Source organism: Sphingomonas sp. NIC1 (genome assembly GCF_001638925.1).
Taxonomy (GTDB): Bacteria; Pseudomonadota; Alphaproteobacteria; order Sphingomonadales; family Sphingomonadaceae; genus Sphingomonas; species Sphingomonas aquatilis.
Window position 1 is genome coordinate 876,794 of the sequence record NZ_CP015521.1, and the last position, 24,876, is coordinate 901,669.

14 protein-coding genes are annotated in these 24,876 nt (G+C 67.7%); 8 read left to right on the top strand and 6 right to left on the bottom strand.

Going from position 1 to position 24,876, the window contains the following annotated elements; all coding sequences use genetic code 11:
- Positions 1 to 38: 38 nt before the first annotated feature.
- A complete protein-coding gene (locus tag A7E77_RS04290) occupies positions 39 to 2,315 on the bottom strand; it encodes a beta-glucosidase (RefSeq protein ID WP_063686128.1) in 2,277 nt (758 codons plus the stop codon).
- 201 nt (positions 2,316 to 2,516) lie between these two features.
- Here A7E77_RS04290 and A7E77_RS04295 point away from each other — a divergent pair, with 201 nt between their 5' ends.
- From A7E77_RS04295 to A7E77_RS04315, 5 genes are all read left to right on the top strand, one after another.
- Positions 2,517 to 5,543, top strand: a complete 3,027-nt coding sequence (locus A7E77_RS04295; protein ID WP_063686130.1) for a TonB-dependent receptor — start codon at positions 2,517 to 2,519, stop codon at positions 5,541 to 5,543.
- Positions 5,544 to 5,651: 108 nt separating this feature from the next.
- Positions 5,652 to 6,374: a SapC family protein gene (locus A7E77_RS04300; RefSeq protein ID WP_063686132.1), complete on the top strand. Its 723-nt coding sequence runs from the start codon at positions 5,652 to 5,654 to the stop codon at positions 6,372 to 6,374.
- Positions 6,367 to 7,398, top strand: coding sequence for a cupin-like domain-containing protein (locus tag A7E77_RS04305; RefSeq protein ID WP_063686134.1), 1,032 nt, complete (start codon positions 6,367 to 6,369; stop codon positions 7,396 to 7,398). The genes A7E77_RS04300 and A7E77_RS04305 overlap by 8 nt, the downstream gene beginning before the upstream one ends.
- Positions 7,395 to 8,888, top strand: coding sequence for a tryptophan halogenase family protein (locus A7E77_RS04310; protein WP_063686136.1), 1,494 nt, complete (start codon positions 7,395 to 7,397; stop codon positions 8,886 to 8,888). Before A7E77_RS04305 ends, A7E77_RS04310 begins: the two co-directional genes overlap by 4 nt.
- The gene (locus A7E77_RS04315; RefSeq protein ID WP_192930014.1) at positions 8,888 to 9,937 is read left to right on the top strand and encodes a LacI family DNA-binding transcriptional regulator; all 1,050 of its coding nucleotides are present in this window, start codon (positions 8,888 to 8,890) and stop codon (positions 9,935 to 9,937) included. Before A7E77_RS04310 ends, A7E77_RS04315 begins: the two co-directional genes overlap by 1 nt.
- A 6-nt stretch (positions 9,938 to 9,943) precedes the next feature.
- Here the strand turns inward: A7E77_RS04315 and A7E77_RS04320 are convergent, their stop codons facing one another.
- A complete protein-coding gene (locus A7E77_RS04320; protein ID WP_063686140.1) occupies positions 9,944 to 10,879 on the bottom strand; it encodes a FecR family protein in 936 nt (311 codons plus the stop codon).
- Positions 10,876 to 11,508: an RNA polymerase sigma factor gene (locus A7E77_RS04325; RefSeq protein ID WP_226341844.1), complete on the bottom strand. Its 633-nt coding sequence runs from the start codon at positions 11,506 to 11,508 to the stop codon at positions 10,876 to 10,878. The genes A7E77_RS04320 and A7E77_RS04325 overlap by 4 nt, the downstream gene beginning before the upstream one ends.
- A gap of 81 nt (positions 11,509 to 11,589) precedes the next feature.
- Here A7E77_RS04325 and A7E77_RS04330 point away from each other — a divergent pair, with 81 nt between their 5' ends.
- Genes A7E77_RS04330 through A7E77_RS04340 form a run of 3 tightly spaced genes read left to right on the top strand, consistent with a single transcriptional unit; the run spans position 11,590 to position 18,205 of the window.
- Complete coding sequence (locus tag A7E77_RS04330; protein WP_063686141.1) at positions 11,590 to 14,988, top strand: TonB-dependent receptor; 3,399 nt, start codon at positions 11,590 to 11,592, stop codon at positions 14,986 to 14,988.
- The gene (gene ggt, locus A7E77_RS04335; RefSeq protein ID WP_063686143.1) at positions 14,988 to 16,724 is read left to right on the top strand and encodes a gamma-glutamyltransferase; all 1,737 of its coding nucleotides are present in this window, start codon (positions 14,988 to 14,990) and stop codon (positions 16,722 to 16,724) included. Before A7E77_RS04330 ends, ggt begins: the two co-directional genes overlap by 1 nt.
- A gap of 23 nt (positions 16,725 to 16,747) precedes the next feature.
- Positions 16,748 to 18,205 carry an amidohydrolase gene (locus A7E77_RS04340; RefSeq protein ID WP_078462330.1) on the top strand — a complete coding sequence of 486 codons (1,458 nt, stop codon included), beginning with the start codon at positions 16,748 to 16,750 and terminating at the stop codon, positions 18,203 to 18,205.
- Positions 18,206 to 18,377: 172 nt separating this feature from the next.
- On the opposite strand, the gene A7E77_RS04345 is transcribed toward A7E77_RS04340, so the two are convergent.
- From A7E77_RS04345 to A7E77_RS04355, 3 genes are read right to left on the bottom strand one after another with little or no spacing between them, the layout of a single operon-like run.
- Complete coding sequence (locus A7E77_RS04345; RefSeq protein ID WP_063686147.1) at positions 18,378 to 19,856, bottom strand: tryptophan halogenase family protein; 1,479 nt, start codon at positions 19,854 to 19,856, stop codon at positions 18,378 to 18,380.
- Between the two features lie 42 nt (positions 19,857 to 19,898).
- Positions 19,899 to 21,944, bottom strand: coding sequence for a hypothetical protein (locus A7E77_RS04350; RefSeq protein WP_063686149.1), 2,046 nt, complete (start codon positions 21,942 to 21,944; stop codon positions 19,899 to 19,901).
- Positions 21,941 to 24,814 (bottom strand): TonB-dependent receptor domain-containing protein, encoded by a 2,874-nt coding sequence (locus A7E77_RS04355; protein ID WP_063686151.1) that lies wholly within the window; start codon positions 24,812 to 24,814, stop codon positions 21,941 to 21,943. The genes A7E77_RS04350 and A7E77_RS04355 overlap by 4 nt, the downstream gene beginning before the upstream one ends.
- Positions 24,815 to 24,876 lie beyond the last annotated feature (62 nt).

The window sequence follows — 24,876 nt, forward strand, 5'->3', positions numbered from 1 at the left end:
CTTTGCGCCGCCCGGCAATCCACGTCAGCGGCCGTGCCCTATGGCTTCATCGTCTGCGCTTCGAGCGTCGCGGTCGACACCATCGTGCGATCCGCCGCATCCTGCGCCAGCGCGACCCGATAGCGCCCGCCTGCGATCCGCCAGCCGGGCAGTCCGGTGTCGTAATCGGCGACGATGCGCGGTTCGGCGGTCAGCGTCACGCGCCGCGTCTCGCCCGGCTTCAGGGCGAGGCGGGTGAAGGCACCGAGCCGCATCGGCGTCGCACCATCGTCGCGCGCGACGTACATCTGCGGCACGTCCACGCCCTCGCGCCGTCCGACGTTGGTCACGGTGAACGTCACGCTCAGCGTCTTGCCGCCGGTCACCACCGGGTTGCTATAGGCGAAGCGCGTGTAGGTGAGGCCATGGCCGAACGGGAACAGGGGTTTCAGCCCCTTCTTCTCATACCAGCGATAGCCGACATCGGCGCCCTCGACATACTCGACCGGGAAGCTTTGCAGCTGATAATTGGAGGCCGCCGCCGGGTTCGCCGCTGCCGCCGCCTGCAGGTCGGTCATTGTGTCGAGGCCCACCGGCCGCGGGCGCGGCGGCTGCGAGGAGTCGGCCGGGAAGGTGATCGGCAGGCGTCCGGACGGCGCGACCTTGCCCGTCAGGATCGCAGCCAGCGCCTCGCCGCCACGCTGCCCCGGATACCAGGCCTGCACCACCGCGGGGACCTTAGCGATCCAGGGCATCAGCACCGGGCCGCCCGTTTCCATCACCGCGATCGTCTTGGGCTGAGCGTCCGCGATCGCCGCGATCAGCGCGTCCTGCTGGTTGGGCAGATGCAGGTCGGGCACGTCGTCCGCCTCGGTCGTCCATTGCGTCGCAAACACGATGGCGAGGTCCGCCGAGCGCGCGGCGTCCAGGGTCGCGTTGAAATTGCGCCCGTCGACCCAATCGACCTTCACCCCCGGCAGCGCCTTGCGCAATGCGTCGAGCGGCGAGGAGGCGTGATAGGTGATCCGCGCGAACGACGCCGATCCGCCGGTCGACAGCGGAATCTCCACCGGCGCCCCGCCGACCGACCGGACCTGGCTGGACCCGCCGCCCGACAGCACGCCGACATCGGCATTGCCCCCGATCACGACGATCCGCTTGGCGGTGCGCGCGATCGGCAACAGGTCACCCTGATTCTTCAGCAGCACGATGCCCGCCTCGGCGGTACGCTGCGCGACCAGCGCATGCGCGGCGTAATCGGGGGTCACGGCGCGTGCGGGCACCGCCCGGTCGAACGCGCCCGTCTCGATCAGGCCGGTCAGATAGCGCGCGACCATGTCGTCCAGCCGCGCCTCGGACACGCTGCCCTTTGCCACCGCCTCGGCCAGCGGCGCGCCGAAATAGATCGCCTTGTCGAGTTCCTGGCCCGATTCCTGGTCGAGCCCGGCATTGGCCGCCTTCACGGTCGAATGCACCGCGCCCCAATCGCTCATCACCCAACCGGGATAGTTCCAGTCGCGCTTCAGCACATCGGTCAGCAGATGCTTGTTCTCGCACGCCCAGTCGCCGTTGACCTTATTGTAGGCGCACATGACCGATCCGGGATGCCCCTTCTCGATCGCGATCTGGAAGGCGAGCAGATCGCTCATGCGCAGTGCCGCCTCGCCGATCCGCGCATCGACCACCATGCGGCCAGTCTCCTGCGAGTTGAGCGCGAAATGCTTGATCGTCGAGACGATGTTGTTCGACTGGACCCCCGCGATATGCGCGCCGCCCAGCGTGCCTGCGAGCAGCGGATCCTCGCCCAGATATTCGAAGTTGCGGCCGTTCCACGGATCGCGCGTCAAATTGACGCCGCCCGCCAGCAGCACGTTGAACCGCTTATCGCGCGCCTCCGACCCGATCATCGCGCCGCCCGCCTGTGCGATCGCGGGATCGAAGCTCGCCGCCGTGGCGAGGCTGGAGGGCAGCGCGGTGGCGACGTCGCCCTTGCGCTGTTCCACCTGATTGGCGACGCCGAGCGATGCATCGCTTTCGCGCACCAGCGGCACACCAAGACGCGGAATGCCGTCGATATGGCCGGCGGAGGGGATGAGTTCGTTCGGCGTCTTGCCCGCCGCCATCGGCGGGAACAGGCCGTGGACCAGCGCGAGCTTCTCCGCCTGCGTCATCCGCGCGACGATCCGGTCGGCGCGGGCACGGGGCGACGACGGCCCGCGTGTTTCGTCGTTCCCCGCAGTTTGCGGTCTTGCCGAAGCCGCCTGTGCCGTTTGCGCCTGCGCCTGTGCGGTCATGCCCGCTGCGACCAGCGCGATCGTCGCCAGCCCGCCGGCCATCCTTGCCTTCGTCACCGTCATCCTCCCGAATATCCGATTTTGGCCGCTTGTGTTGCATTTCTGCCAGCCTGTCCAGAGAACGTTCACAATTGCGGATCGCCCACCCCGGACACGTCTTGACACATTCGGGCCTTTGCACGAGTGAACGTTCCCAAGAAGTGCGGCGACAACCGCGCCCTTTTGTTATTGGGGAGGATTTCCATGCGCAGCGTCCATGCTCGCCTGCTTTCGCACTTCGCTATCGGCGTCTCGACCGCCGCCCTGATGCTGCCGGCTGCCGCCGCGGCGCAGGATGCTGCCGCCACCGTCGGCCAGACCGGCCCGGCGCAGACCGATCCGCAGCCCGCCACCGCCGACGGCACCGCGGGCCAGGCGGACGGCGACATCGTCGTCACCGGCATCCGCGCGTCTCTGCGCGATTCGGTCAACATCAAGCGCAACGCCCAGGGCATCGTCGACGCGATCAGCGCCGAAGACATGGGCAAGTTCCCCGACACGAACCTCGCCGAATCGCTGCAGCGCATCACCGGCGTGTCGATCGACCGGTCGAACGGCGAAGGCCAGTTCGTCACCGTCCGCGGCTTCGGCGCCGACTATAACCTCGTCACCCTCAATGGCCGTCAGATGCCGACGTCGTTCATCGGCGACGGCAACAGCGCGCCGGGTTCGCGCGCGTTCGACTTCGCCACGCTCGCGTCCGAAGGCGTGGCCGCGCTGGAGGTCTACAAGTCCGGTCGCGCCAGCATTCCGACCGGCGGCATCGGCGCGACGGTCAACGTCCGCACCCCCCGTCCGCTCGACAAGCCCGGCCTGCGCGGGTCGATCGCGGCGCGCGGCGTCGTCGACACCTCGCAGAACGGCCGCAAGGACGTCACCCCCGAAATCTCGGGCATCATTTCCGATACGTTCGCCGACGACCGGATCGGGATCCTGATCAACGGCACCTACCAGCGCCGTAACTTCAGTTCGAACAGCGCCAACATCGGCTGGCGCGACGGCTATCTGGGTAACGAGAACAACTGGGCGTCGCTGGCGATGCCGGGCGACCCGCGCTACGCGAACATCACCAACCGGCCCAAGGCCACCGACGTGTATCAGGTGCCGCAGAACGGCGGCTACGACGTCATCAATGGCCGGCGCGAGCGCATCAACGGCCAGGCGGTGCTGCAATTCCGCCCGACCGACGATCTGACCGCGACGATCGATTACACCTATGCACGCAACACGATCGACATTCGCGACAATAGCGTCGGCATCTGGTACAACCACAACGACACGCTGAGTGCGTGGACCAACGGCCCGGTCGCCGGCCCGATCTTTTACACCGAACGCTTCGGCTCGGGCGAAACCAAGGATCTGGCCTATTCGGCGTCGCAGACGTCGGTGCGCAACGAAAACAAGTCGCTTGGCGGCAATTTGACGTGGAACGCCCCGGGTGGCGTGACGATGACGCTCGATGCGCATCACTCCACTGCCGAATCGAAGCCGAACAGCCCGTACGGCAACAGCAACTCGGTCGGCACCGCCGTCTTCGGCGTCCAGAACCAGACGCTGAACTTCGATCACGAACTGCCCGTGATCTCGTACAACATGTATTCGGGCATCGATCCGCTGAATGCGGCCAATATCGTTCCCACCGGCAACGCGTTCCGCAATTCCTATTTCCGCGACGAGATCAACCAGATCATGGTGCGCGGCCATTACGACCACGGCCACGGCTTCATGGACAGCCTGGACTGGGGCACCGAATATACCGACAACAAGGTGCGCTCGGCCTACAGCGTCCTGCAGAACGACACCTGGGGCGGCACCGGCGGCGACAGCCCGGCGCAGCGCGCCGCGGCGGCGGCATTACTGCCCGACAATCTGTTCAAGCTGACCAGCATCCCCGATAAGTTCTCCGGGATCAGCGGCGCGAACGACCCTAACATCATCAAGTCGTTCTACAGCTTCGACCTGCCGAGCGTCGTCAAGCTGCTCGACCAGGCGTACAAGATCTGCGGTGGCAACGGCCAGTGTCTGATCCCGTACAACACCGATTCGCGCGTCCATGAAAAGACGATGTCGGCCTATGCTCAGTTCAACGGCAAGTTCGACCTGTTCTCGCGCACCGCGCACCTGATCGCCGGGCTGCGCTACGAACATACCGACGTTTCCGCGTCTGCGCTCGTGCCCACGCCGGTCGGCGCGCGGCAGAATTCGCAGAACGAATTCAACGTGCTGTTCCAGGGTAGCGGCTTCACGACGTTCAAGGGCAATTACGAGAACTGGCTGCCCTCGGTCGATTTCGACTTCCAGCCGCTGGAGAACGTCAAGCTGCGTGCGTCGTATAGCCATACGATCGCCCGTGCGGATTACGGCAGCCTGCAGGGCGGTCGCCGGATCGACCAGCTGTTCCGCGTCGGTGGCGGCACCGGTGCGGTCGGCAACCCCAACCTCGTGCCCTACAAGTCGAAGAACATCGATCTGTCGGCGGAATGGTATTACACCCGCGACAGCTACATCTCGGTCGGCTACTTCCACAAGGACGTGTCGAACTACATCAGCACGACGCAGGTCAACACGACGATCCCGGGCATCACCACGCCCTACAACGGCCCCCGTTATCAGGCGGCGGTCGCCGCTCTTACCGCGCGTGGCCAGGATCTGACCTTCGCCAACATCCGCGATTACATCGGCACCAACTATCCGGGCTCGGTGGTCAACGGCACGATCATCGCGCAGGCGAACGATCCGCTGGTGAATTTCATCGTCTCGACGCCGTTCAACAGCAGCCAGACCGCCGCGATCGATGGCTTCGAATTCGCGATCCAGCACAATTTCTGGAACACCGGCTTCGGCACGATCCTCAACTACACGATCGTCAACAGCAACCAGAAGTACGACAACACCAAACCCTCGAGCGTTGCGCAATTTGCGGTGCTGGGTCTGTCGGACAGCGCCAATGCCGTGCTGTTCTTCGACAAATACGGCATCAACGCGCGTGCGGCCTACAATTGGCGCAAGGGGTTCTTGGCCGCGGCGGGCACCAACCCGGTCTACGTCAACACCTATGGTCAGCTCGACGGCACGATCAGCTATGCGATCACGCCACGCGTCACGATCTTTGCCGAAGGGATCAACATCCTCGGCGAGAATCGCGGCGGCCACCTTCGCTCGGACCGCAACATCAATTTCGTGACCAAGCAGGATGCGCGCTACTCGGCGGGCGCCCGCTTCACCTTCTAAGTCCCCCACGGGCCTGCCAGCCTTCTCCCTCCAGAGAAGGCTGGCTTTTTTCGTGCAGGGACGGCACCCCTGCCTACGACCAGATTTTGACCAAGAGTGGTGCGTTCGATGACCAGCCAGCACGCGATCCTGACCGCGGAGGCGCACCGCGATCTCGCCATCCGTACCGAGCGGGATGCGGCCCTCGGCGACGCGCAGATGTGCTGCATCACCGTCCCCACCGAATTTCGTTCGGTACAGGGCACCTACCCCATCCTGTTCCGGCTCAGCGACACGCGGGACCGTTTCACCGCGCTCGCCATGTTTGGCTTCGAAAACGGCGAGAACCTGTTCCTCGACGGCGATCGCTGGGATGCGCGCTATCGCCCGCTGGCGATGGAGATACAGCCGTTCCTGATCGGCGGCAGTGCCACGCATGAGGGACCGGGGCAGGTCCACATCGACCTCTCCTCCCCCCGGATCAGCGCCACGGGAGAGGGCACGCGGCTGTTCGACGAGCTGGGCCAGCCCACCCCCTATCTGGATCGCATCGCCGGTCAGCTGGGTATGCTCGACGAAGGCTATCGCGCCGCCCCCGCCTTCTTCGCCGCGCTCCAACGCTACGACCTGCTCGAACCCTTCACGCTCGACGTGACGCTGGACGACGGCGCCCGCAACCGACTGGTCGGCTTCCACATCATCGATGAGGATCGGCTCGCCGGGCTCGACGCAGCGGCACTCGCCGACCTGCACGCCGGCGGCCATCTGGAGCCCATGTATATGGCGATCGCCTCGCTGGCGCACCTCGGCGATCTGGTGGAGCGCCGCAACCGCCGCCTCTCCCATGGCTGAGGCGGATCCGGGGCCGCTGGCCGGCCTTGCCGCCGTGCCCGAAGTCACGGTTGCCGACGCCGCCGATCTCGACGCGCGGCTGCGCACGGCCGACACGCCCTTCGTCGTGCGCGGGCTGGCGCGCGACTGGCCGCTGGTCCGCGCCGGCCTGCAATCGGCGGAGGCCGCGCGCGACTATCTGTTGCGCCATCATCGCGACCGCCCCTTCACCGTCGCGGTCGGCCAGCCGGGCAGCGGCGGGCGCCTGTTCTACGACGCCGCGATGGCGATGAACTTCCGCACGTTCGATGCGAAACTGCCCGAGATTTTCGCGCGCATCGCCTCCTTCGCCGGACAGGCGGAGGCGCCCGCCGTCTATCTCGCCTCGATCGACATGCACCAGTTTTTCGACGGGCTGCATGCCGCCAACCATATCGATCTGGGGACGCGCGAACCGCTCGCCAGCATCTGGATGGGCACGCGCACGCGCATCGCCGCACACAATGACGTGCCGGACAATCTTGCGGTCGTCGCCGTCGGGCATCGGCGCTTCACGCTGTTCCCGCGCGACCAGTTCCGCAACCTCCATCTCGGCCCCGTCGACAACACCCCCGCCGGCCGCGCGGTGAGCATGGTCGATCTCCACAACCCCGATCTCGCCCGCCATCCGCGCTTCGCCGAGGCGATGGCGCATGGGCAAATGGTGGAGATGGCGCCCGGCGACGCGCTCTACATCCCGGCTTTATGGTGGCACCATGTCGAGGGGCTGGACGATTTCAACGTGCTGGTGAACTATTGGTGGCGCCAGACGCCGCGCTGGATGGGCCAGCCGCAGGAGGCGCTCAACCACGCGCTGATGGCGATCCGTGACCTTCCCGCTGACCAGAAGGCCCATTGGCGCGACATGTTCGACTATTACGTCTTCGACAATGACGACGCCGTGACGGCGCATATCCCCGAAGGGGGCCGCGGCGTGCTCGACCCGATGACCCCCGAGCTCGCCGCGCGACTGCGCGCCTATCTGTTGCGGGCGCTCAGCCGATGAACGCCGTCACTCCGCGCCGTATCGTCATCGCCGGCGGCGGCACCGCCGGCTGGATGGCGGCCGCCGCCCTCACCCGCACGCTCGGCCGCACCGCGACCGTCACGCTCGTCGAATCCGATGCGATCGGCACCGTCGGCGTGGGGGAATCGACGATCCCGCCGCTCATCACCTTCAACCGGCTGCTCGGCATCAACGAGGCCGAGTTCATGGCGGCGACGCAGGCGACCTTCAAACTGGGCATCCAGTTCGACGGCTGGAAGGGCCCCGGCGACAGCTACTTCCACGCCTTCGGCCTGACGGGGAAGGACCATTGGGCCGCCGGCTTCCAGCATTTCTGGCTCGACGGCCAGGCACGCGGCCATACCGAGTCCTACGACGACCATTGCCTCGAACTGGTCGCGGCGCGCGAGGGCAAGTTCGCGCATCTACCCGACGACCGGATGAGCTACGCCTACCAGCTCGATTCGACACTGTACGGCCGCTTCCTGCGCCGCATGGCGGAAGGCGACGGCGCGACGCGGATCGAGGGCAAGATCGCCCGTGTCGACCTGGACGGCGAGAGCGGCGACATCGCCGCGCTGGTGCTGGACGACGGCACGCGGGTGGAGGGTGACCTGTTCCTCGACTGCACCGGCTTTCGCGCGCTGCTGATCGAACAGGCGCTGCACGTCGGCTATGACGATTGGACGCATTGGCTGCCGTGCGACGCGGCGATCGCCGTGCAAACCGAAAGCGTGCGCCCCCCCGTCCCCTTCACCCGCGCGATGGCGCATGACGCCGGCTGGCAGTGGCGCATCCCGCTGCAGCATCGCGTCGGCAACGGCATCGTCTATTGCAGCCGCTATCTGTCGCAGGACGCCGCGCTCGATCGCCTGCTCGGCAATGTCGAGGGCGCGGTGCTGACCGAACCCAATCGCCTGCGCTTCGTCACCGGTGCGCGGCGAAAGCAATGGCACCGCAACTGCATTGCGATCGGTCTGGCGGGCGGGTTCATGGAGCCGCTGGAGTCGACCAGCATCCACTTGATCCAGCGCGCGATCCTGCGGCTCATTCGCCTGCTGCCGCCGGCCGGGGCGATCTCGGCGCACGACATCGCCGAATTCAACGACCAGCAGCTGACCGACATGGATCAGATCCGCGACTTCCTGATCCTGCATTACAAGGTCACCGAACGCCGCGATTCCCCGTTCTGGCGTCAGTGCGCCGCGATGGACATCCCCGACAGCCTCGCCCAGAAGATCGGCCTGTTCCGCGAGACCGGCCGCGTCTTCCGCCGCAACGACGAACTGTTCGCGGAAAACAGCTGGATCCAGGTGATGCTGGGCCAGGGCATCGTGCCGCAGACCCATCACCCGATCGCCGCCAAGCTGCCCGACGACGAACTCGCCCGCTTCCTCGGCGGATTGCGCCAAGGCGTCGCGACGACGGTGCGCGGCCTGCCCGCCCATGCCGATTATGTCGCGCGCTATTGCGGCGCGGCACCCGCCTGATGGTCCGCCGTCGTCAGGCGGTGACGATCCGCCACGTCGCCGCCGACGCGGGCGTATCGCTCCAGACCGTCAGCCGCGTCATCAACAAGGAGCCGAACGTCCGGCCCGAGATGATGGAGCGCGTACAGGCGTCGATCGCCAAGCTCGGCTACGTCCCCTCGATCGCGGCGCAGCGCATGGCGGGGTCGCGATCCTATCTGATCGTCGCGCTCAACGATCGCGAACGCACCATCGCCGGCTGGCGCAATCGCGAAGGCACCGACTGGGTCGACCAGATGCTGCTCGGCGGCATGCTGACCTGTGCCGAACACGGCTATCGCCTGATGGTCGAGTTGATCGACACGCATAGCGACCATATCGCGCGCGAGCTCCTCGGCGCCATCGCCGCGCTGCAACCTGACGGCGTCATCCTGACCCCGCCGCATTCGGAAAACCCGCTGATCACGCAGTTACTCGAGGCGCAGGGCATCAGCTTCGCGCGCATCGGCTCGCGCCAGCCCGGCAGCGGCTTTGCGGTGGCGATGGACGAGGATGGCGCCGCCCGGCTCGCGACGGAGCATCTGATCGGCCTCGGCCACGAACGGATCGGCTTCATCGCCGGCCCCGACGATTATGCGTTGAGCGGCTGGCGCGTCGATGGCTGGCGCCAGGCGATGGCCGATGCGCGGCTTTCGACCGATAACCTGCTCGCCCAAGGCGATTTCGGCTTCGCATCCGGTCGCACCGCCGCCACCTTTTTGCTGGACGGTGCGACCCCGCCGACCGCGATCGTCGCGAGCAGCGACCAGATGGCGCTCGCCACGCTGGAACTGGCGCGCGAACGCGGCCTCGACGTTCCCGCCGACCTGTCGATCGTCAGCTTCGACGACACGCCGATCGTCCGCTTCGTTCACCCGCCGCTCACCGCGATCGTCCAGCCGATCGCCGAGGTCACAGCCAACGCCGTCGAGCGCGTCATCGCCGACAAGGCGGGTCGCGAACCCTCGACCGAACCGCTCATCGTTCCCGCAACGCTCGCGATCCGCGCCTCCACCGGCGCACCGCGTTAGCGGGCATCACCGCGGCGCCATCGCTCCGTCGCGACGCGGTGCGACGGCCTCCGGACGATCGATCAGATCGCGGATCGCGGCGGGATCGCCCTGATCGACGATGCCAAAGACCGGCGTGCGCGCGGCGCTGCGATCGGTCAGCGACAGTTCGTCGGCGGGACGGACGGCATAGCGATTGACCGCGTCGATCACCTCCTCCAGCGGCTCGCCGTGGAAGACGAGCTGGCCGCGCGTCCAGGCGTCGGCATCGGCGACGCCGACCGGTTCGGCCTGGCTGATGAAGCCCATGCGCGCGCCGCCCTGTTCCATCGTCCCGAACGCCACGCGTTCGCCCTTGCGCGCCAGTTTGGCGACCGGCGTGCCCTCATCACGCGCATCGACCGCGACCGTCACGCGGACCGTGCCGTCGGTCACCGCGACATCGGCCGCCCGGCGACCGATTGTCACGTCGAAGGCGGTGCCGACCGCGGTCACCGCGCCGAACGGCGTCTGCACGACGAACGGCCGGCTGGTGTCGTGCGCCACCTGGAACAGGGCCTCGCCCCCCTCCAGCGCCAAGCGACGCCGGTCTGCCGTGAAGCTGACCGTCAGCGCGCTTTGGGCGCCCAGGATCACGGTGGAGCCATCGTCCAGACGGATGACCTTACGCTCCGCCCGCCCGGCGACATAGCGGGTCAGCGGCGCATGCGTGTCGCCATCCGCCAGCCACGGCTGCGTGCTGGCGCCGACCGTCAGCACCAGCGCCGCCGCCGTCGCCCACCCGATCCACGCCGGCCGGCGCGGCACGTCGCGCAGCGGCGCGGGGCGAGGCTGTTCGCCCAGCCAGTCCCAGAAGGCGGCGGCCTCGGCGCGATCGTCGGGGTGGAGATCGTCGGCCCGCTCGCCGAGCAGCGCATCGAACACCGCATCGCGGCGCCGGCCCAGATCGTGACGATCGCTCACGGCGTCACCTCGCGCAGATGCCCCAGCCGGGCGTAGAGGTGGCTGACCGCATGCGTCAGATGCTTCTGCACCATGCGCGGGCTGATCCCCAGCGCGCGGGCGATATCGCCCGTCCCCATCTCGTCGAAGCGGCGCATCACGAAGATCGTGCGTGCCCGCGGACTGAGTTCGGCGAGTGCCGCTTCCAAGGCCTGTTGCAGGTCGACGACGCGGCGGCGCTCTTCCTGTCGCGGTGCGATCGATGGATGCATCTCGTCGGTCAGCGGCACCACCACGAGCCCGCGGCGGCCGCGATCGGCGATCAGATTGGCGGCGATGCGGAACAGATAGGCCTGCGGCTCTTCGAGCGACCGCTGCTGTGCGGTGGCGATCAGCCGCGCGCATGCTTCCTGCACCAGATCCTCGGCCTCATGCGGATCGGCGATGCGCCGCGCGACGAACGCCCGCAGCGCAGCACGATAGGCGCCAAGCGAGTCGGCCACGATCGTCGCGCCCTCCCCCTCGCCGGCTGGCGCCATCCGGTTGTTCGCGTCCTGCTGCACGTCTGTGCGTCCCCCCTGTCCTCTATGACGCGGGATCAGGCGGATCGCGAACCCCGCGACGTGAAAATGTAAAGAAATGTCGTGCATGGGGTTCGCATTGGTGGCCGCGTTGCGTCGATAGGATCGGGGGCAGCGGAAAGCTGCGATACCGATCCGGGGGGACACGACATGACCAGGGCCTATCGACTGCTGCTGTCCGCATGCGCGACGGCGATGATGTTGCCGAGCGCGGCGGCGGCGAAAGAACAGCGGATCGTTGCGATCGACGTGCCCGCCGGCCGTCTGGACGAGGCATTGATGCGCGTGGCGCGGCAGGCCGGGCTGCAGCTCGTCTTCACCGATCCCGCCGTCGCCGATCGCCAGGCGCCGCGGATCGCCGGCCGCTACACGCCCGACGCCGCGCTGAACATGCTGCTCGCACGCAGCGGCTTCGGCTGGCGCTACACCGGACCGCGCACCGTGCGTGTGATGCCGGTCGACACGGCGTCGCTCGCGCCCGTCAACTTCGTCCAGGCGGCGCCGGCCCCGCAACAGGTGGGCGACGAACGCCTCGCTCCCTCGAATGCCGCGGTCGAAGCGGCGGTCAACGCCGACCCCGGCGCCTCTGCACCCGCATCGGACATCGTCGTCGTCGGATCGCAGATCAAGGGCGCGAAGAACACCGCCGCTCTGCCCGTCACGATCGTCGACGAACAGCAGATCGCCGCCACCGCCGCGGTCAGCGGCGACGAGCTGTTCCGCTCGATCCCGCAGCTGGGCGACGTCACGTTCAACAGTTCGTATTTGCCCAACAGCTCGAACGCGGCGCGCGGCGACGTCGGCTCGGTCAATCTGCGCAACCTCGGCGTCGGCAACACGCTGGTTCTGCTCAACGGCCGCCGCGTGGTGAACCACCCGACCAGCCGCGCCGACGACAATCTCGTCCCCGTGCTAACGTACAACACCAATGCCATCCCCGTCTTCGGGCTGGAACGGCTGGAGGTGCTGCGCGACGGCGCCGCCGCCATCTACGGCTCGGACGCGGTGGCGGGCGTCGTCAACACCGTGCTGCGCACCGACTTCACCGGCGTCCAGATCGAAGGGCAGGTCGGCTACCCCGAGCGCACCAGCCAGACCGAAAGCACCGTCAACCTGCTGGTGGGCACCGACATCGGCAAGGGCCGCGGCAACATCACGCTGTTCGCCAATTACACCAACCGCACGCCGCTGCGCAGTTCGGAACAGGATTACACCGCCTCCGACGACAAGCGCCCGCTGTTTGCCGGCACGCGCTTCGACGGGGCGACCGCGCTCGACGGTCGATCCTCGATCACGCCCTGGGGCTCGTTCCAGACGGTCGGCAACGTCCAGGTGCGGCAGGGCACGACCGTGCTGACCAACGCCTCGGGCCAGTTCCACATCCAGCCGCTCACCAACACCGGCTGCCAGACCAATGCGACGACGGGCCTCAAGAACGGCCTGTGCATCGACGACGGCACCAACACCGCCGCCGCCGACCGCAATCTGCGCTTCGATCCGCGCGCGGCCTACGACACGTACATCATCCCCTCGGTCGAGCGGATCAACCTGTTCGCCAACGGCCATTACGAGCTGACGCCCGGCCTCGAGCTGTTCGGCGAGGCCGGCTATTACAAGGCGACGACCGACAGCGTTCAGTCGTCGTCAGGCACGCTCAGCTCGCTGCCGATCATCGTGCCGGCGACCAATTACTATAATCCCTTCGGTCCGACGACGCTGAACGGTGCGGCCAACCCCAACCGCCTGCCCGGCATCAACGCACCAGCCAGCGGCCTCGCCGTCACGCTGTCGAGCTACAATGTCGCCGACGCCGGCCCGAACCTCGTCCACGTCGAGAACGACCAGTATCGCGTGCTGGCCGGGCTGCGCTGGGACTGGCTTGGCTTCCAGTGGGAAAGCGCCGCGCTCTATTCGGAAGCGCGCGTGCGCGACACGTCGGACGGGATCAGCGCGACGCTGCTCCAGCGCCAATTGGCACTGTCGACGCCGGATGCCTACAACCCCTTCAACGGCAGCGACCTCACCACGCCCTCGGGCCGCGATGCGACGCCCAGCAACGACGCGGCGCTTCGGGCGATCCGCATCAAGACGACGCGCTTCAGCAAGGCAACGCTGGCGCTGGCGGACGTCAAGCTATCCAACGCCCGTCTGCTGTCGCTGCCCGGCGGCAATCTCGGCCTGGCGCTCGGTGCCGAAATCCGCCGCGAAACGCAGCTCGACGACCGCGATCCGCGCGTCGACGGCACGACGACCTTCACCGACAGCGTCAGCGGCATCACCTATGGCTCGGACCTCGTCGGCACCAGCCCGTCGCCCGACACCAGCGGCCGCCGCACCGTCTTCGCCGCCTACGCCGAACTGGCCGTCCCGGTCATCAGCCCGTCGATGAACGTGCCGCTGGTGCGCAATCTCGAATTCCAGCTGGCGGGACGGTTCGAACATTACAGCGACGTCGGCTCGGTCGCGAAGCCCAAGATCGCGGGCGCATGGGACGTGGTCAGCGGCATCCGCTTACGCGGCAGCTATGCGGAAGGATTCAAGGCGCCCAACCTCGAACAGATCAACGCGCGCGTCGTCACCCGCTCGAACACCCGCGTCGACTATGTCCGCTGCGAGGCGCAGCTGCGCACCGGGGCGATCAGCTCCTTCGCCAATTGCGCCCAATCCTTCGCGATCAGCGCGCAGCGCGCCGGCAACCCGGACCTGAAGCCCGAAACCTCCACGACCTGGAGCGCGGGCGTCGTGCTCGAGCCGCACTTCCTCGATTCCGCGATCGGCCGGATCACGCTGACCGCCGATTATTGGAACGTGAAGCAGAAGGGGATCGTCGGAATCTTCGGCGAAGGCAATGCGCTGATCGCCGACTATCTGGCGCGCGTACAGGGCACAACCAACGCCAATGTCGTGCGCGCCGCGCCGACCGCGGACGATATCGCGCTGTTTGCCGGCTCCGGCCTGCAACCGGCGGGCCGCGTGCTGTTCGTCAACGACCGCTACGTCAACCTGCTGCCGCAGGAGGCGTCGGGCCTCGACCTCGGTCTCAACTGGCGACTGCCGGACTTTGGCGCGGGGCGCCTGACGCTGTCGGCCAACGCCGCCTACCTCGGCCGCTTCTTCCTCGAACCCTCGCAGCCGATCCAGCAGCTGATCGACGCGCGCGCGGCGGGCACGATCAATGCCGGCACCGCGATCGCCGATGCGGGCGACCTCGTCCGCCAGAACGGCAAGCCGCGCTGGCGCGTGACGGGGACCGCGACGTGGAATTACCGCTGGTTCCAGCTCGGCGGCTTCACCCAATATACCAGTGACGTCGACGACACGGGCCTCATCGATTCGACCGGCGCAGCTTGGTTGATCAAGGACCAGATGACGTACAATCTCTACGGCCAAGTCAGTGTCGGCAACAGACGCGAAGGCCAGTATCGCATGCGAATCGGTGTCCGGAACCTCACCAACGCGGCCCCGCCGCTGTCGTCGAACGGCTTCCTCGGGTCGCTGTACAATCCGTACGGCCGCTATTGGTATGCCAACATCCGGGCGTCGTTCTGATGCGCGTGCGGCACCTCGCCCTCGCCCTGTTGCTCGTCCCGTCGCTCGCCATCGCCCAGGAGGAAGAGCCGCAGGCCCGCTCGCCATCGGGCGGCGACATCGTCGCCTACGACCAGATCCACAAGCCGATCGTCGGCCGCGGCGGCATGGTCGTCAGCCAGAACAAGCTCGCCGCCGCCGTGGGCGCCGACATCCTGCGCAAGGGCGGCAATGCGGTCGACGCCGCGGTGGCGGTCGGCTTCGCACTGGCGGTGACGCTGCCGCGCGCGGGCAATGTCGGCGGCGGCGGCTATATGCTCGTCCACATGGCGGCGAAGGACGGCAAACCCGCGCAGGACATCGCGATCGACTATTACAGTCAGGCGTCGCGCCACATCACCGACGATCTGTTGCTCGGCGCGGACGGCAAGGTCGACGCCACGAAGGTCATGTCGATGAAAGGCGTCGCCATCCCCGGCACCGTCGCCGGACTGTGGGAGGCGCACCGCCGCTTCGGCTCGCTACCCTGGGGCACGCTCATCGCACCCGCGATCGCGATGGCCGAACAGGGCGTCATTCTCTCCGATGACGAGGCGCAGGCCCAGTCGGCACAGCGCAAGCTGATGGCGGACGACCCGGCGGCGATGGCGATGTTCTTCAAGCCCGACGGGGCCGCCTATGCCGCTGGCGAGACGTTCCGCCAGCCTGACCTTGCTGCGACGCTGAAGACGATCGCCGCCAAGGGTCGCGACGGCTTCTACACCGGTCCGCTCGGGACCCGTATCGCGGCGGGCATTCGCGCCGGCGGCGGCGTCATCGATGCTGCCGACCTTGCCGGCTATCGCGCGATTGTCTCGACGCCGATCTGGTCGAGCTATCGCGGCAAGCGCATCGCCTACATGCCGCCGACCGCTTCGGGCGTCAGCGTCGCGGAGGCGATGAACATCCTCGAAACCTTCCCCGTCGGCGCGCAGAAATGGGGCAGTGTCGCCAATCTGCACCTGCTGTCCGAAACGATGAAGATCGTGTCCGCCGACCGCCGGCTGGTGGGCGGCGGTCCCGACTGGCGGACACCGGCGATCGGCCTCGCCAGCAAGGGCTATGCGACGCAGCGCGCCAAGCTGATCCGCCCCGACCGCGCCCTCGGCAAGGACGACGTGCCCGACGGCAACCCCTATCCGTGCGAAAGCCGCGACACGACGCACTTTTCGGTCGCCGACGCGGCGGGCAACGCGGTCAGCAACACCTATACGCTGTCCGCCTCTTATGGTGCGCACGTCGTCGCACCGGGCACCGGTATTCTGCTCAATAACTCGCTCGGCAATCTCGCCTGGGGTCGCCGCGGCGCCGCAGCCGAGCGCCGCGCCACGCTGCCGGTGCCGGGCAAGCGCGTCGGATCGACGATCACACCGATCATCGTCTTCGACAACGACCGCCCCTGGCTGGTCACCGGCACGCCGGGTGGCGGCTATATCATCGCGACGATGGTGCAATTGCTCTCCAACGTCATCGATCATGGCCTCAACGTCAGCGAGGCCGCCGAACGGCCCCGCATCAATCAGGGCGGCGGCGATGCCGCGCTGGAGCTGGAGGAAGGCTTCTCGCCCGACATCGTGCCGCTGCTCGAGGCGAAGGGCCATAAGGTCCGTCGCTCGAACACGATGGGCTCGATCCAGTCGATCATGGTCGAGGGCGACCGCTTCCTCGGCGCCGCCGACACCCGCCGCCCCGACGCCGCCGCCATTCCCGTCAAGTGACGCACCGAAGCAGGATGCCCGCCATGCACCGCCCCGCCATCGCCCCCATCATCGCCCTTTTCATCGCGACCCCGGCCACCGCGCAGATTGCCGCCCCGGAGCGACAGGCGATCCTTGCCGACGTCGACGCCCGCTCGCCCGATCTCGCCAAGACCGCCCTCGCGATCTGGAATGCGGCGGAGGTCGGCTATCAGGAAACGAAGAGCAGCGCGCTGCTCCAGGCCGAACTGAAGCGCGCCGGCTTCACCGTCACGCCGGGCGTCGCCGGCATGCCGACTGCCTTCGTCGCCAGCTTCAAACGCGGCGGCAAGGGGCCGGTGATCGGCATCCTCGCCGAATATGACGCCCTCCCCGGCCTCGCCCAGCGCGCCGATACCAAGCGCGATCCCATTCCCGGCCAGGCCGCCGGCCACGGCTGCGGCCATAATATCTTCGGCGCGGCGTCGGTCACCGCGGCGATCGCGGTCAAGGACTGGATGGTTGCGAACGCGATCGATGGCGAGGTCCGCGTCTATGGTTCGCCGGCAGAAGAAGGCGGATCGGGCAAAGTCTATCTGGTTCGCGCCGGGCTGTTCAACGATGTCGACGCCGTCCTTCACTGGCATCCCAGCGATTCGAACGGCGTCAGCACCGGCGCCAGCCAGGCCAATATCTCGGGCAAGTTCCGCTTCCACGGCGTGTCGGCACACGCCTCCGCCGCGCCCGACAAGGGCCGCTCCGCGCTCGACGGCGTCGAGGTGATGAACGTCGCGGTCAATTACCTGCGCGAACACATCCCGATGAAGACGCGCATCCATTATGTCATCACCAATGGTGGCGAGGCGCCCAACGTCGTCCCCGATTTCGCCGAAAGCTATTATTATGTCCGCCACACCGACCCGCAGGTCGTCCGCGACGTCATGGCGCGCGTCCAGAAGGCGGCCGAGGGCGCGGCGCTGGCGACCGGCACGACATCCGAATTCGAGGCGACCGGCGGCGTCTATTCGATGCTGGCGAGCGAGACACTGGCCAAGGTGATGGATGCGAACCTGCACGCCGTCGGCGGTCCCCGCTGGACGGCGGAGGAAACCGCCTGGGCCGGCCGCCTGCAGCCAACGCTGCCGACGCAGCGGGCGCTGGACAGCGTCTCCACCGTCGCTCCGATCTCCGACGGCGATGGCGGCGGATCGACCGACGTCGCCGACGTGTCGTGGGTGGTGCCGACCATCGGCCTCGGTGCGGCGACCTGGGTGCCGGGCACGCCCGCCCACAGTTGGCAGGCGGTCGCCGCATCGGGCATGTCGATCGGCGCGAAGGGCGGTACGGTCGCCGCGAAGACGATCGCGCTCACTGCCGCCGATTTGATGCGCAGCCCGCAGACCCTCGCCGAGGCCAAGGCCGAGCTCAACCGCCGCCGCGGCCCCGGCTTCACCTACAAGGCGATGCTCGGCGACCGCAAACCCCCGCTCGACTATCGCAAGACCGCGACGCCGGCGAGCTGACCGGCCTAGCGCGCCAGCAGGTCGGGGAGCGCATCCGCCAGCCGCCCGAGAAGCCGCGTGGCGAGCGCGGCGTTGCCCGCCGCGTTCGCCACACCGTCAACACGGAACGGGGTGGCCTCGCCGCTCGCGGATACGGTTCCGACGCAGGACGAGGCGCAACATCAGCGGCGTATCACGCCGGCAAAGGTGGCAACGTGGCCGTCACCTTCGCAATGTCGGCGCGCAACGCCGCCAGCTGGCGCAGATTGTCGTCGCGCCCCACCGCTTCGATCAGCGGGTTATGATCGCGCGGCCGCACCCCCTGCCCGTCGAGCACCGCGAACCAGCTCGCGTCGCGAAACAGTTCGTCGCTCGACAGCACGATCCGGCCCGAGGCACGGAAGTGCGCGATCTTCTCAGCGAGCGTATCCGGGATCGCCATGGCCTGCCGCTCCTGCCACATCGGCTCGGTACGGCCCATCGTCACGTGATAGTGCAGGATCAGGAAGTCGCGCACGTCGAGCATTTCCTGCCCAAACACGCGGTTGAACTGTCGCGCCAGCAGCGGCGAGCAATCGGCCGCGGGGAAGAGCGACAGCAGCTTGGCAATGCCGCTCTGGATCAGGTGGATACTGGTCGATTCCAGCGGTTCCAGAAAGCCGCTCGACAGACCGATCGCGACGACATTGGCGCGCCACGCCTCGCGTCGCATGCCGGGCGTGAAGCGGATCAGTCGCGGATCGGCGAGCGGCGGCCCATCCATCCCGGCAATCAGCGACGCACGCGCCGCCTCTTCGTCCTGAAAGCGGCTCGCGAAGACATAGCCGTTGCCGACCCGGTGCTGGAGTGGGATGCGCCAGCGCCAGCCCGCCTCCGCCGCGGTCGCACGGGTGAAGGGCGTGCGGCCGACCTCCGCCGCGCTCGGCGCCGCCCAGGCGCGATCGCAGGGCAGCCAGTGCGACCAGTCGTCATAGCCCACGCCCAACGTCTCGCCGATCAGCAGGCCGCGCAGCCCCGAACAGTCGATGAAGAGGTCGCCGGCGACGACCTGCCCGTCCGCCAGCGTCAGCGATCGGACGTATCCGCTGTCGTCATGCCGTTCGACCGACGCGACCATACCCTCGATCCGCGTAACGCCCGCGCGTTCGGCGAGCCCGCGCAGGTAGCGCGCATAGAGCCCGGCATCGAAGTGATAGGCATAGCCCAGCGTCGACAGCAGCGAGCGCCGATCGGGCACCGGTCGCGTAAAGCGGCCGGCGCGCGCGGCCTGTGCGGTCAACGAATAGGCTTCGGTGGACGCGGTATCGCCATCGGCGCGCGCGCGGATCAGGCGGTGGAGGAACATCGCGCCGTCGCCCGGCGGCCCGAACGTGCCGAAGGGGTGGAAGTAGCGGCTGCCCTCGCCGTTCCAGCCGACGAACTCGATGCCGAGCTTCACCGTCGCCTTAGTCTCGGCCATGAACTGGCGCTCGTCCAGGCCGATGATCTGATTGAACCAGTGGATCGTTGGGATCGTCGCCTCGCCGACCCCGATCGTGCCGATCGCGTCGGATTCGACCAAAGTGATGGCGACCCCCTGCCCCGCCAGCGCGCGCGATAAAGCCGCGGCGGTCATCCAGCCCGCCGTTCCCCCGCCCAGGATCACGATGCGGCGAATACGTGTGTCGCTCATACCGCCGAGCCTATCCGATCGGGATTGTGCCGGCGAGCGTCATCACCCCGTGCAGGCCACCGCTGTCCCGGTCGGTCGGCGCAGCGCGAGATAGACCGTGCTCCACAATTGCGCCGCGTTGGATTCGTCGACATCCGCGCCCGCCGCGCCGAACGGCACGACACTGTAGCGGCCATCGGCATAGCGCCAGGACCACAGCTCCGAACTCTGGACGCTCTTCGTCGCATCGATCCCGTCCCACAGGCAGGATTGTGCGCGGGTCAGTTGCGCGCGGACGTCGGCCGGTAGGTCGCGCCGTTCGAGCTGCCGCGCCAGCCCGGCCGCGACCAGCGCCTGCTGCCAGCTCCACACCACTGTGCCGTGATAGGCGTTGGGCGAGAATTTCCGCTGGATCGCCGCATCGGCAAAGGCGGGATTGGCGACGAGCATGCCCGCTCCGGTACGCAGCCCCGCCGGGAACGCATCAATGAAGCCGCTCGCCATCACGCGAAGCGCGTCGGCCGACGGCGTCTCGAACAGCAGGGCAAAGCCCGGATCGCTGTTCTGCACCGGGATCGGACGCCCCTGCGCGTCGAGCGCGATCGCCGGGAAGCGGACCGGCGCAGTGCCGATTGCCGCGAGCGCGGGCGCGGCGGGCACGCCGATCGTGCCAGCGTAGCGGCTCACCGCCTGCCGTGCCGTGGCGGCGGGCAGCGTCACGTCGAACAGCGGCGGGGCCTTGGCACGCCACACATCGGCGACCGCGCGAGCGCCCGCGAACGCCCGCGCGTCGCTGGCAGCCAGATAGGGACGGAGCAGCCCACTCGCCTGCAACGCCGCGGCGGAATCCAGCGCGGCGGGCACCAGCACCGCGTTGACGTCATAGGGGATGCGCCCGCCCGCCAGCCCGTCGTTGCTGTCACGCCATTCGCCGGCATCCATGCCGGGCTTCAGCGCGATCAGTTTGGCGGCGACCGGGTCGCTGGCGAAGGGTGCCGCCTGCTGCAGCACGAAGCGCAGGTTGCGCACCATCCGCGCGCCCATCGTCTCAGCCCCGACGCGCTGCGCCAGGAACGCCGCCGCCCGCGTCCGCCCACGCGGATCGTCGAGCAGCCACGCCCGCGCGACCGGGGCGAGCATATAGTCGCTGTCGACCATGTTGTAATTATAGACCGGCACGTCGGACAGGCTGCCGTCCGCCTTCTGATGATCGAGAATGGCGAACTCGCCGATATCCTCCTCATGCGCCACCTCGCCCTGCGGCGACAGACGGGCGAGAACCGAGGCCAGCCCCGTTTCCACCGCCGCGGGTTGCAGCGCGGGCATTAGCAGCCGGACGGACATCAGCGTGTCGCGCCCGAAATAGGTGTCGAAGCGCCACGACCCCGCCAGATATTTTTCGGCATAGCTGAGGAAAGTCAGCGCGTTGCGCGCCCCCGGATCGGGCTGGGCCTTGGTATTGAGCAGGTCCGCGCCGCCGCGCGGGGTCAGCGGCGTCTCGCCCGTCAGCGCGGTGACGGCAAAACGGATCGTTCCGTCCTTGCCGGCAAGGATAGCGCCATCCTTGATCGCACCGCCGGTCACCCGCATCGCGAGGTCGTACCCCGCCGCCCCGTCGAGCCGATCGCGCGACCAGCGGATGGTGTCGCCGGTCATCCGTGCCGGCGTCAGCACTTCGGCGGGCGCCTTGCCCAGCGCCTGATAGTCGCGCAGCACGCGGATGCTGGAGAGCACGGCCTGGCGCGGCACCAGCCGGTCCGCCGCGATCGTCGCCACGAAGCGCACGCCATGCAGCGGGCGCCCCTTGGCGTCGCGCACCGTCACCGGTTGCGGTTCGCCCTCCAGCCGCCATTCGGCGTCCTTGGCCAGCGGCTCGAACCAGAGAGCGGTGCCGCTATTGCCCGCCGGAAAGGCGACGAGCAGGCGGGGTTGCTTGCCCGATCGCAGCACGACATGCGCCGCGACCGGGCCGGCGCGCGTGAAGCTGTTGACGTTCAGCCCCTCGCGCACCGCATAATGCTCGACCTGGGCAGGCGCGGCGCCCGCCCCGGTCAGCACCAAAGCCATCGCCAGACCGAGCGACAGCCGCAACCCCGCCTTCACCCTCACAGCTTCAGCGTCGCGCTGAACAGCGCGTTGCGACCGACGATCGCACGACCGTAGAAATAGCCGTTGACGATCGTCTGCGTCTGGCCCTGCCGCGGGTTGCCTTCGGTGAAGCCCTTCGTATCGGTCAGATTGTCGACGCTGACCGACAGGTTGAGCCGCGGCGTCGCGTCGATGCTCGCACCGACCGAGAAGACGCTATAGTCGGGCAGCGCAATGCCGTTGCCGCTGTCGGCGAAGATCTTGCCGATATACTTCCAGCGACCATAGATTTCGCCCAGCCCGCCCGGCAGGATGAACGACGGCGTCACCGTCAGCAGCTTCTTGGGCGTCCGCTCCGGCGTGTTGCCGTTATATTGCGGCTGCGCGACGCCGTCGAAGCGCAAGTTGCTGAGCTTGGGGTCCTGATAGACGCCCTGCACGTCGACGCTGAAGAACTGCACCGGGCGCAGCGTTGCATTGAGCTGGACGCCGTTGGTGAAATTGTCCGCCAGCGCGTTGCTCGCCTGCGCCGGGTTGGCCGGGTTGATGAACTGATAGCTCTGGTCGCGGAATTCGGTGCGGAAGCCGATGACCGAGGCGTTGAAGCCGCGCGCGTTGAACCGCACGCCGCCTTCATACAGCGTCAGGCCCGTCGGCTTGCGCGTGCCGCCGGTGTCGCCGCCATTGGTCTGGAAGCCGTGCGCACCGCGCACGTACAGCGCGACGTGGTCGGTCAGCTCGTAGTTGATGCCCGCGGTGTAGGCCCAGTCGGAGTAATTCGCCGTCTGGCGCGTGTAGCGGCCGTTGAACGTGCTGCCGACGTTGTCGTAAATCCCGGGCGTGCCGGCCGGAACGAGCGCGTTAGTCCCGGCGGTATTGCCGATATCGACGCGGACGTGCTGGTGCTCATAGCGCGCACCGAAGTCGATGTGCAGCTTCTCGCCAATCGTCAGTTCGTCGTTGAAATAGGCCGACAGCGACGTGACCTCGTCGCTGAACAGGCCCTGACCCCAATTGCCGTAATTGACCATGCCGTTGTTGGTCAGCGACCCGATCACGCCGCCCCCGGCGTTCAGCGCCACCATGTCATAGACGTTGGAATCGTTGCGCACGTCGTTCAGCACCGTCGCGACCGCCGACTGGTTATTGCGACGGCGTACGTTGTACACCATGCCGCCAACGGTCAGCGAATTGTCGATGTTGCTGCCGCCCGCATCCCACTTCACGCCGAAGTCGCTGCCGAAGTCCTTGGTCGCGAGCGTCTGGTGGTTGAGCACCGTCTGCTGGAGCAGGCCGTTGCCGTTCAGCGCGTTCAGCGTCGCCGTATCCGACGCGGCGATCACCTGGCCGGTGCGGATGTTACGCAGGCCATATTGCGCAGTGTTGGGGAAGCGCGCCGCCGCCACCTGGAAATAGGTGAGCGTCGATCCGTTCAGCGGCGTCAGCCCGGCGAGCGGCGAGACGGCCGGATTGAGGTAGTTGACCGCCGAAGTCAGGCCCGCCGTGCCCGATCCGCTGCCCGGGAAGATGCCGTTGAAGTCGTACGATCCATCCAGATAGCGCGCACGGCCGAACAGGCGCAGGCTGGGGGTGACCGGCACCTCGACATCCATGCGATAGGTCGTCGACTTGACGTGGACGCCATCCGCCGAGCTGAAGCGGCGCAGGCTCTGGCCCGTCGCGGGCGCATTGGGCACGAGGAACTGGGTGAAGCCGCGCCCGCCGACGTCGTCGCGCTTCAGGTCCAGGCTGGGCACGCTGCTGATCGTACCGTCGGTCGCGACGCGGAACGGCATGTCGGCGTAATAGGGGAAATGCTTGTCGCCATGCTTGACGGTGAAGCGCACGAAGCCGCCACCGGCGAACTGCTTCTCCAGCATCGCCTTCACGTCATAGGCGTTGAAGGTGAAGGGCGTGCGCCGCACGCCGCGCTGCGACGTGACATAGCCGCCGACGTTGAATGCCCAGCCATCCGCGATCGGCGCGGAGAAATAGCCGTCGGCGCGCAGGTCGCCATAGGTGGTGCCGGTGTAGCGGACCATCGCGGTCGCCTTGTCGTGATCGGGCTTCATCGAGATGAAGTTGATCGTCGCACCCGCGCCGTTCGGCGCCAGCACGCCCGACGTGCCGCCCTGCACCGCTTCCATGCGGGCGATCGTGATGTCGTTCTGGAAATAGAAGTCCGCACCGCCACCGCCGTACAGGATCGGCATGCCGTCCTCTTCCAGCGTGATGAAGCTCTGGCCGCCGCCACGCAGGCCGCGCACCGAATAATTGTTCGAGATTGGGCCCGCCGTGCCTTCGACGAACACGCCCGGCACCAATTCAAGCGTGTCGGCGGTGGAGCGCGGCGCCTTGCGCAGCAGGTCTGCGGCGTTGACCAGCGTCACGTTCGACGACGAGTTGAACAGCGTCCGCTTGTCGGAGGTGTTGCCGGTGACGATGATGTCGTTCTGCGGGTTGTCGTCCGCGGCGGCGGTGTCGGCGACCTGCGTGGGGTCCGTGCCGGTCGGCGCGGCGGTCGTGTCCTGCGGCGCGCCATAGCTGACGGTGCGCGGGGCGCCCCCCTGCGCGCCCGCAGCGATCACCGCGGTACGGCCGTCGAACGAGACGAGGCGCAGGCGGCTGGTCGCGATCAGGCGACGCAGGCCTTCCTGGATGCTCAGCTGGCCCTTCACCGCCTCGACCGTCTGGCCGCGGGTGACGTCACTGGGCGCGAGGATCTGGATGCCGGCCTGCTGCGCGAAGCGGACAAGGCCCGTGGCGGCGGGCTGGCGCGGCACGTTGAAGGTGCGGACCGCGGGCTGGGCGGCGACGGCGGGCGTCGCGATCCCTGCGGCGATCGCCGCGACCGAAACCAGAGGCAGACTGAAGATATGACCGGTGCGCATGGAACCCCTCCCTGAAACTGTGTCCGCGCTTCACATGGCGCGTGCCCTCAAGGATGTATTGC

Coding starts and splice junctions, on each gene's coding strand:
- A7E77_RS04290 (WP_063686128.1), bottom strand. CDS start 2,315: ATGGCCGGCGGGCTGGCGACGATCGCGCTGGTCGCAGCGGGCATGACC.
- ggt (WP_063686143.1), top strand. CDS start 14,988: ATGCGCGTGCGGCACCTCGCCCTCGCCCTGTTGCTCGTCCCGTCGCTC.
- A7E77_RS04310 (WP_063686136.1), top strand. CDS start 7,395: ATGAACGCCGTCACTCCGCGCCGTATCGTCATCGCCGGCGGCGGCACC.
- A7E77_RS04325 (WP_226341844.1), bottom strand. CDS start 11,508: ATGCACGACATTTCTTTACATTTTCACGTCGCGGGGTTCGCGATCCGC.
- A7E77_RS04355 (WP_063686151.1), bottom strand. CDS start 24,814: ATGCGCACCGGTCATATCTTCAGTCTGCCTCTGGTTTCGGTCGCGGCG.
- A7E77_RS04300 (WP_063686132.1), top strand. CDS start 5,652: ATGACCAGCCAGCACGCGATCCTGACCGCGGAGGCGCACCGCGATCTC.
- A7E77_RS04330 (WP_063686141.1), top strand. CDS start 11,590: ATGACCAGGGCCTATCGACTGCTGCTGTCCGCATGCGCGACGGCGATG.
- A7E77_RS04340 (WP_078462330.1), top strand. CDS start 16,748: ATGCACCGCCCCGCCATCGCCCCCATCATCGCCCTTTTCATCGCGACC.
- A7E77_RS04345 (WP_063686147.1), bottom strand. CDS start 19,856: ATGAGCGACACACGTATTCGCCGCATCGTGATCCTGGGCGGGGGAACG.
- A7E77_RS04295 (WP_063686130.1), top strand. CDS start 2,517: ATGCGCAGCGTCCATGCTCGCCTGCTTTCGCACTTCGCTATCGGCGTC.
- A7E77_RS04305 (WP_063686134.1), top strand. CDS start 6,367: ATGGCTGAGGCGGATCCGGGGCCGCTGGCCGGCCTTGCCGCCGTGCCC.
- A7E77_RS04315 (WP_192930014.1), top strand. CDS start 8,888: ATGGTCCGCCGTCGTCAGGCGGTGACGATCCGCCACGTCGCCGCCGAC.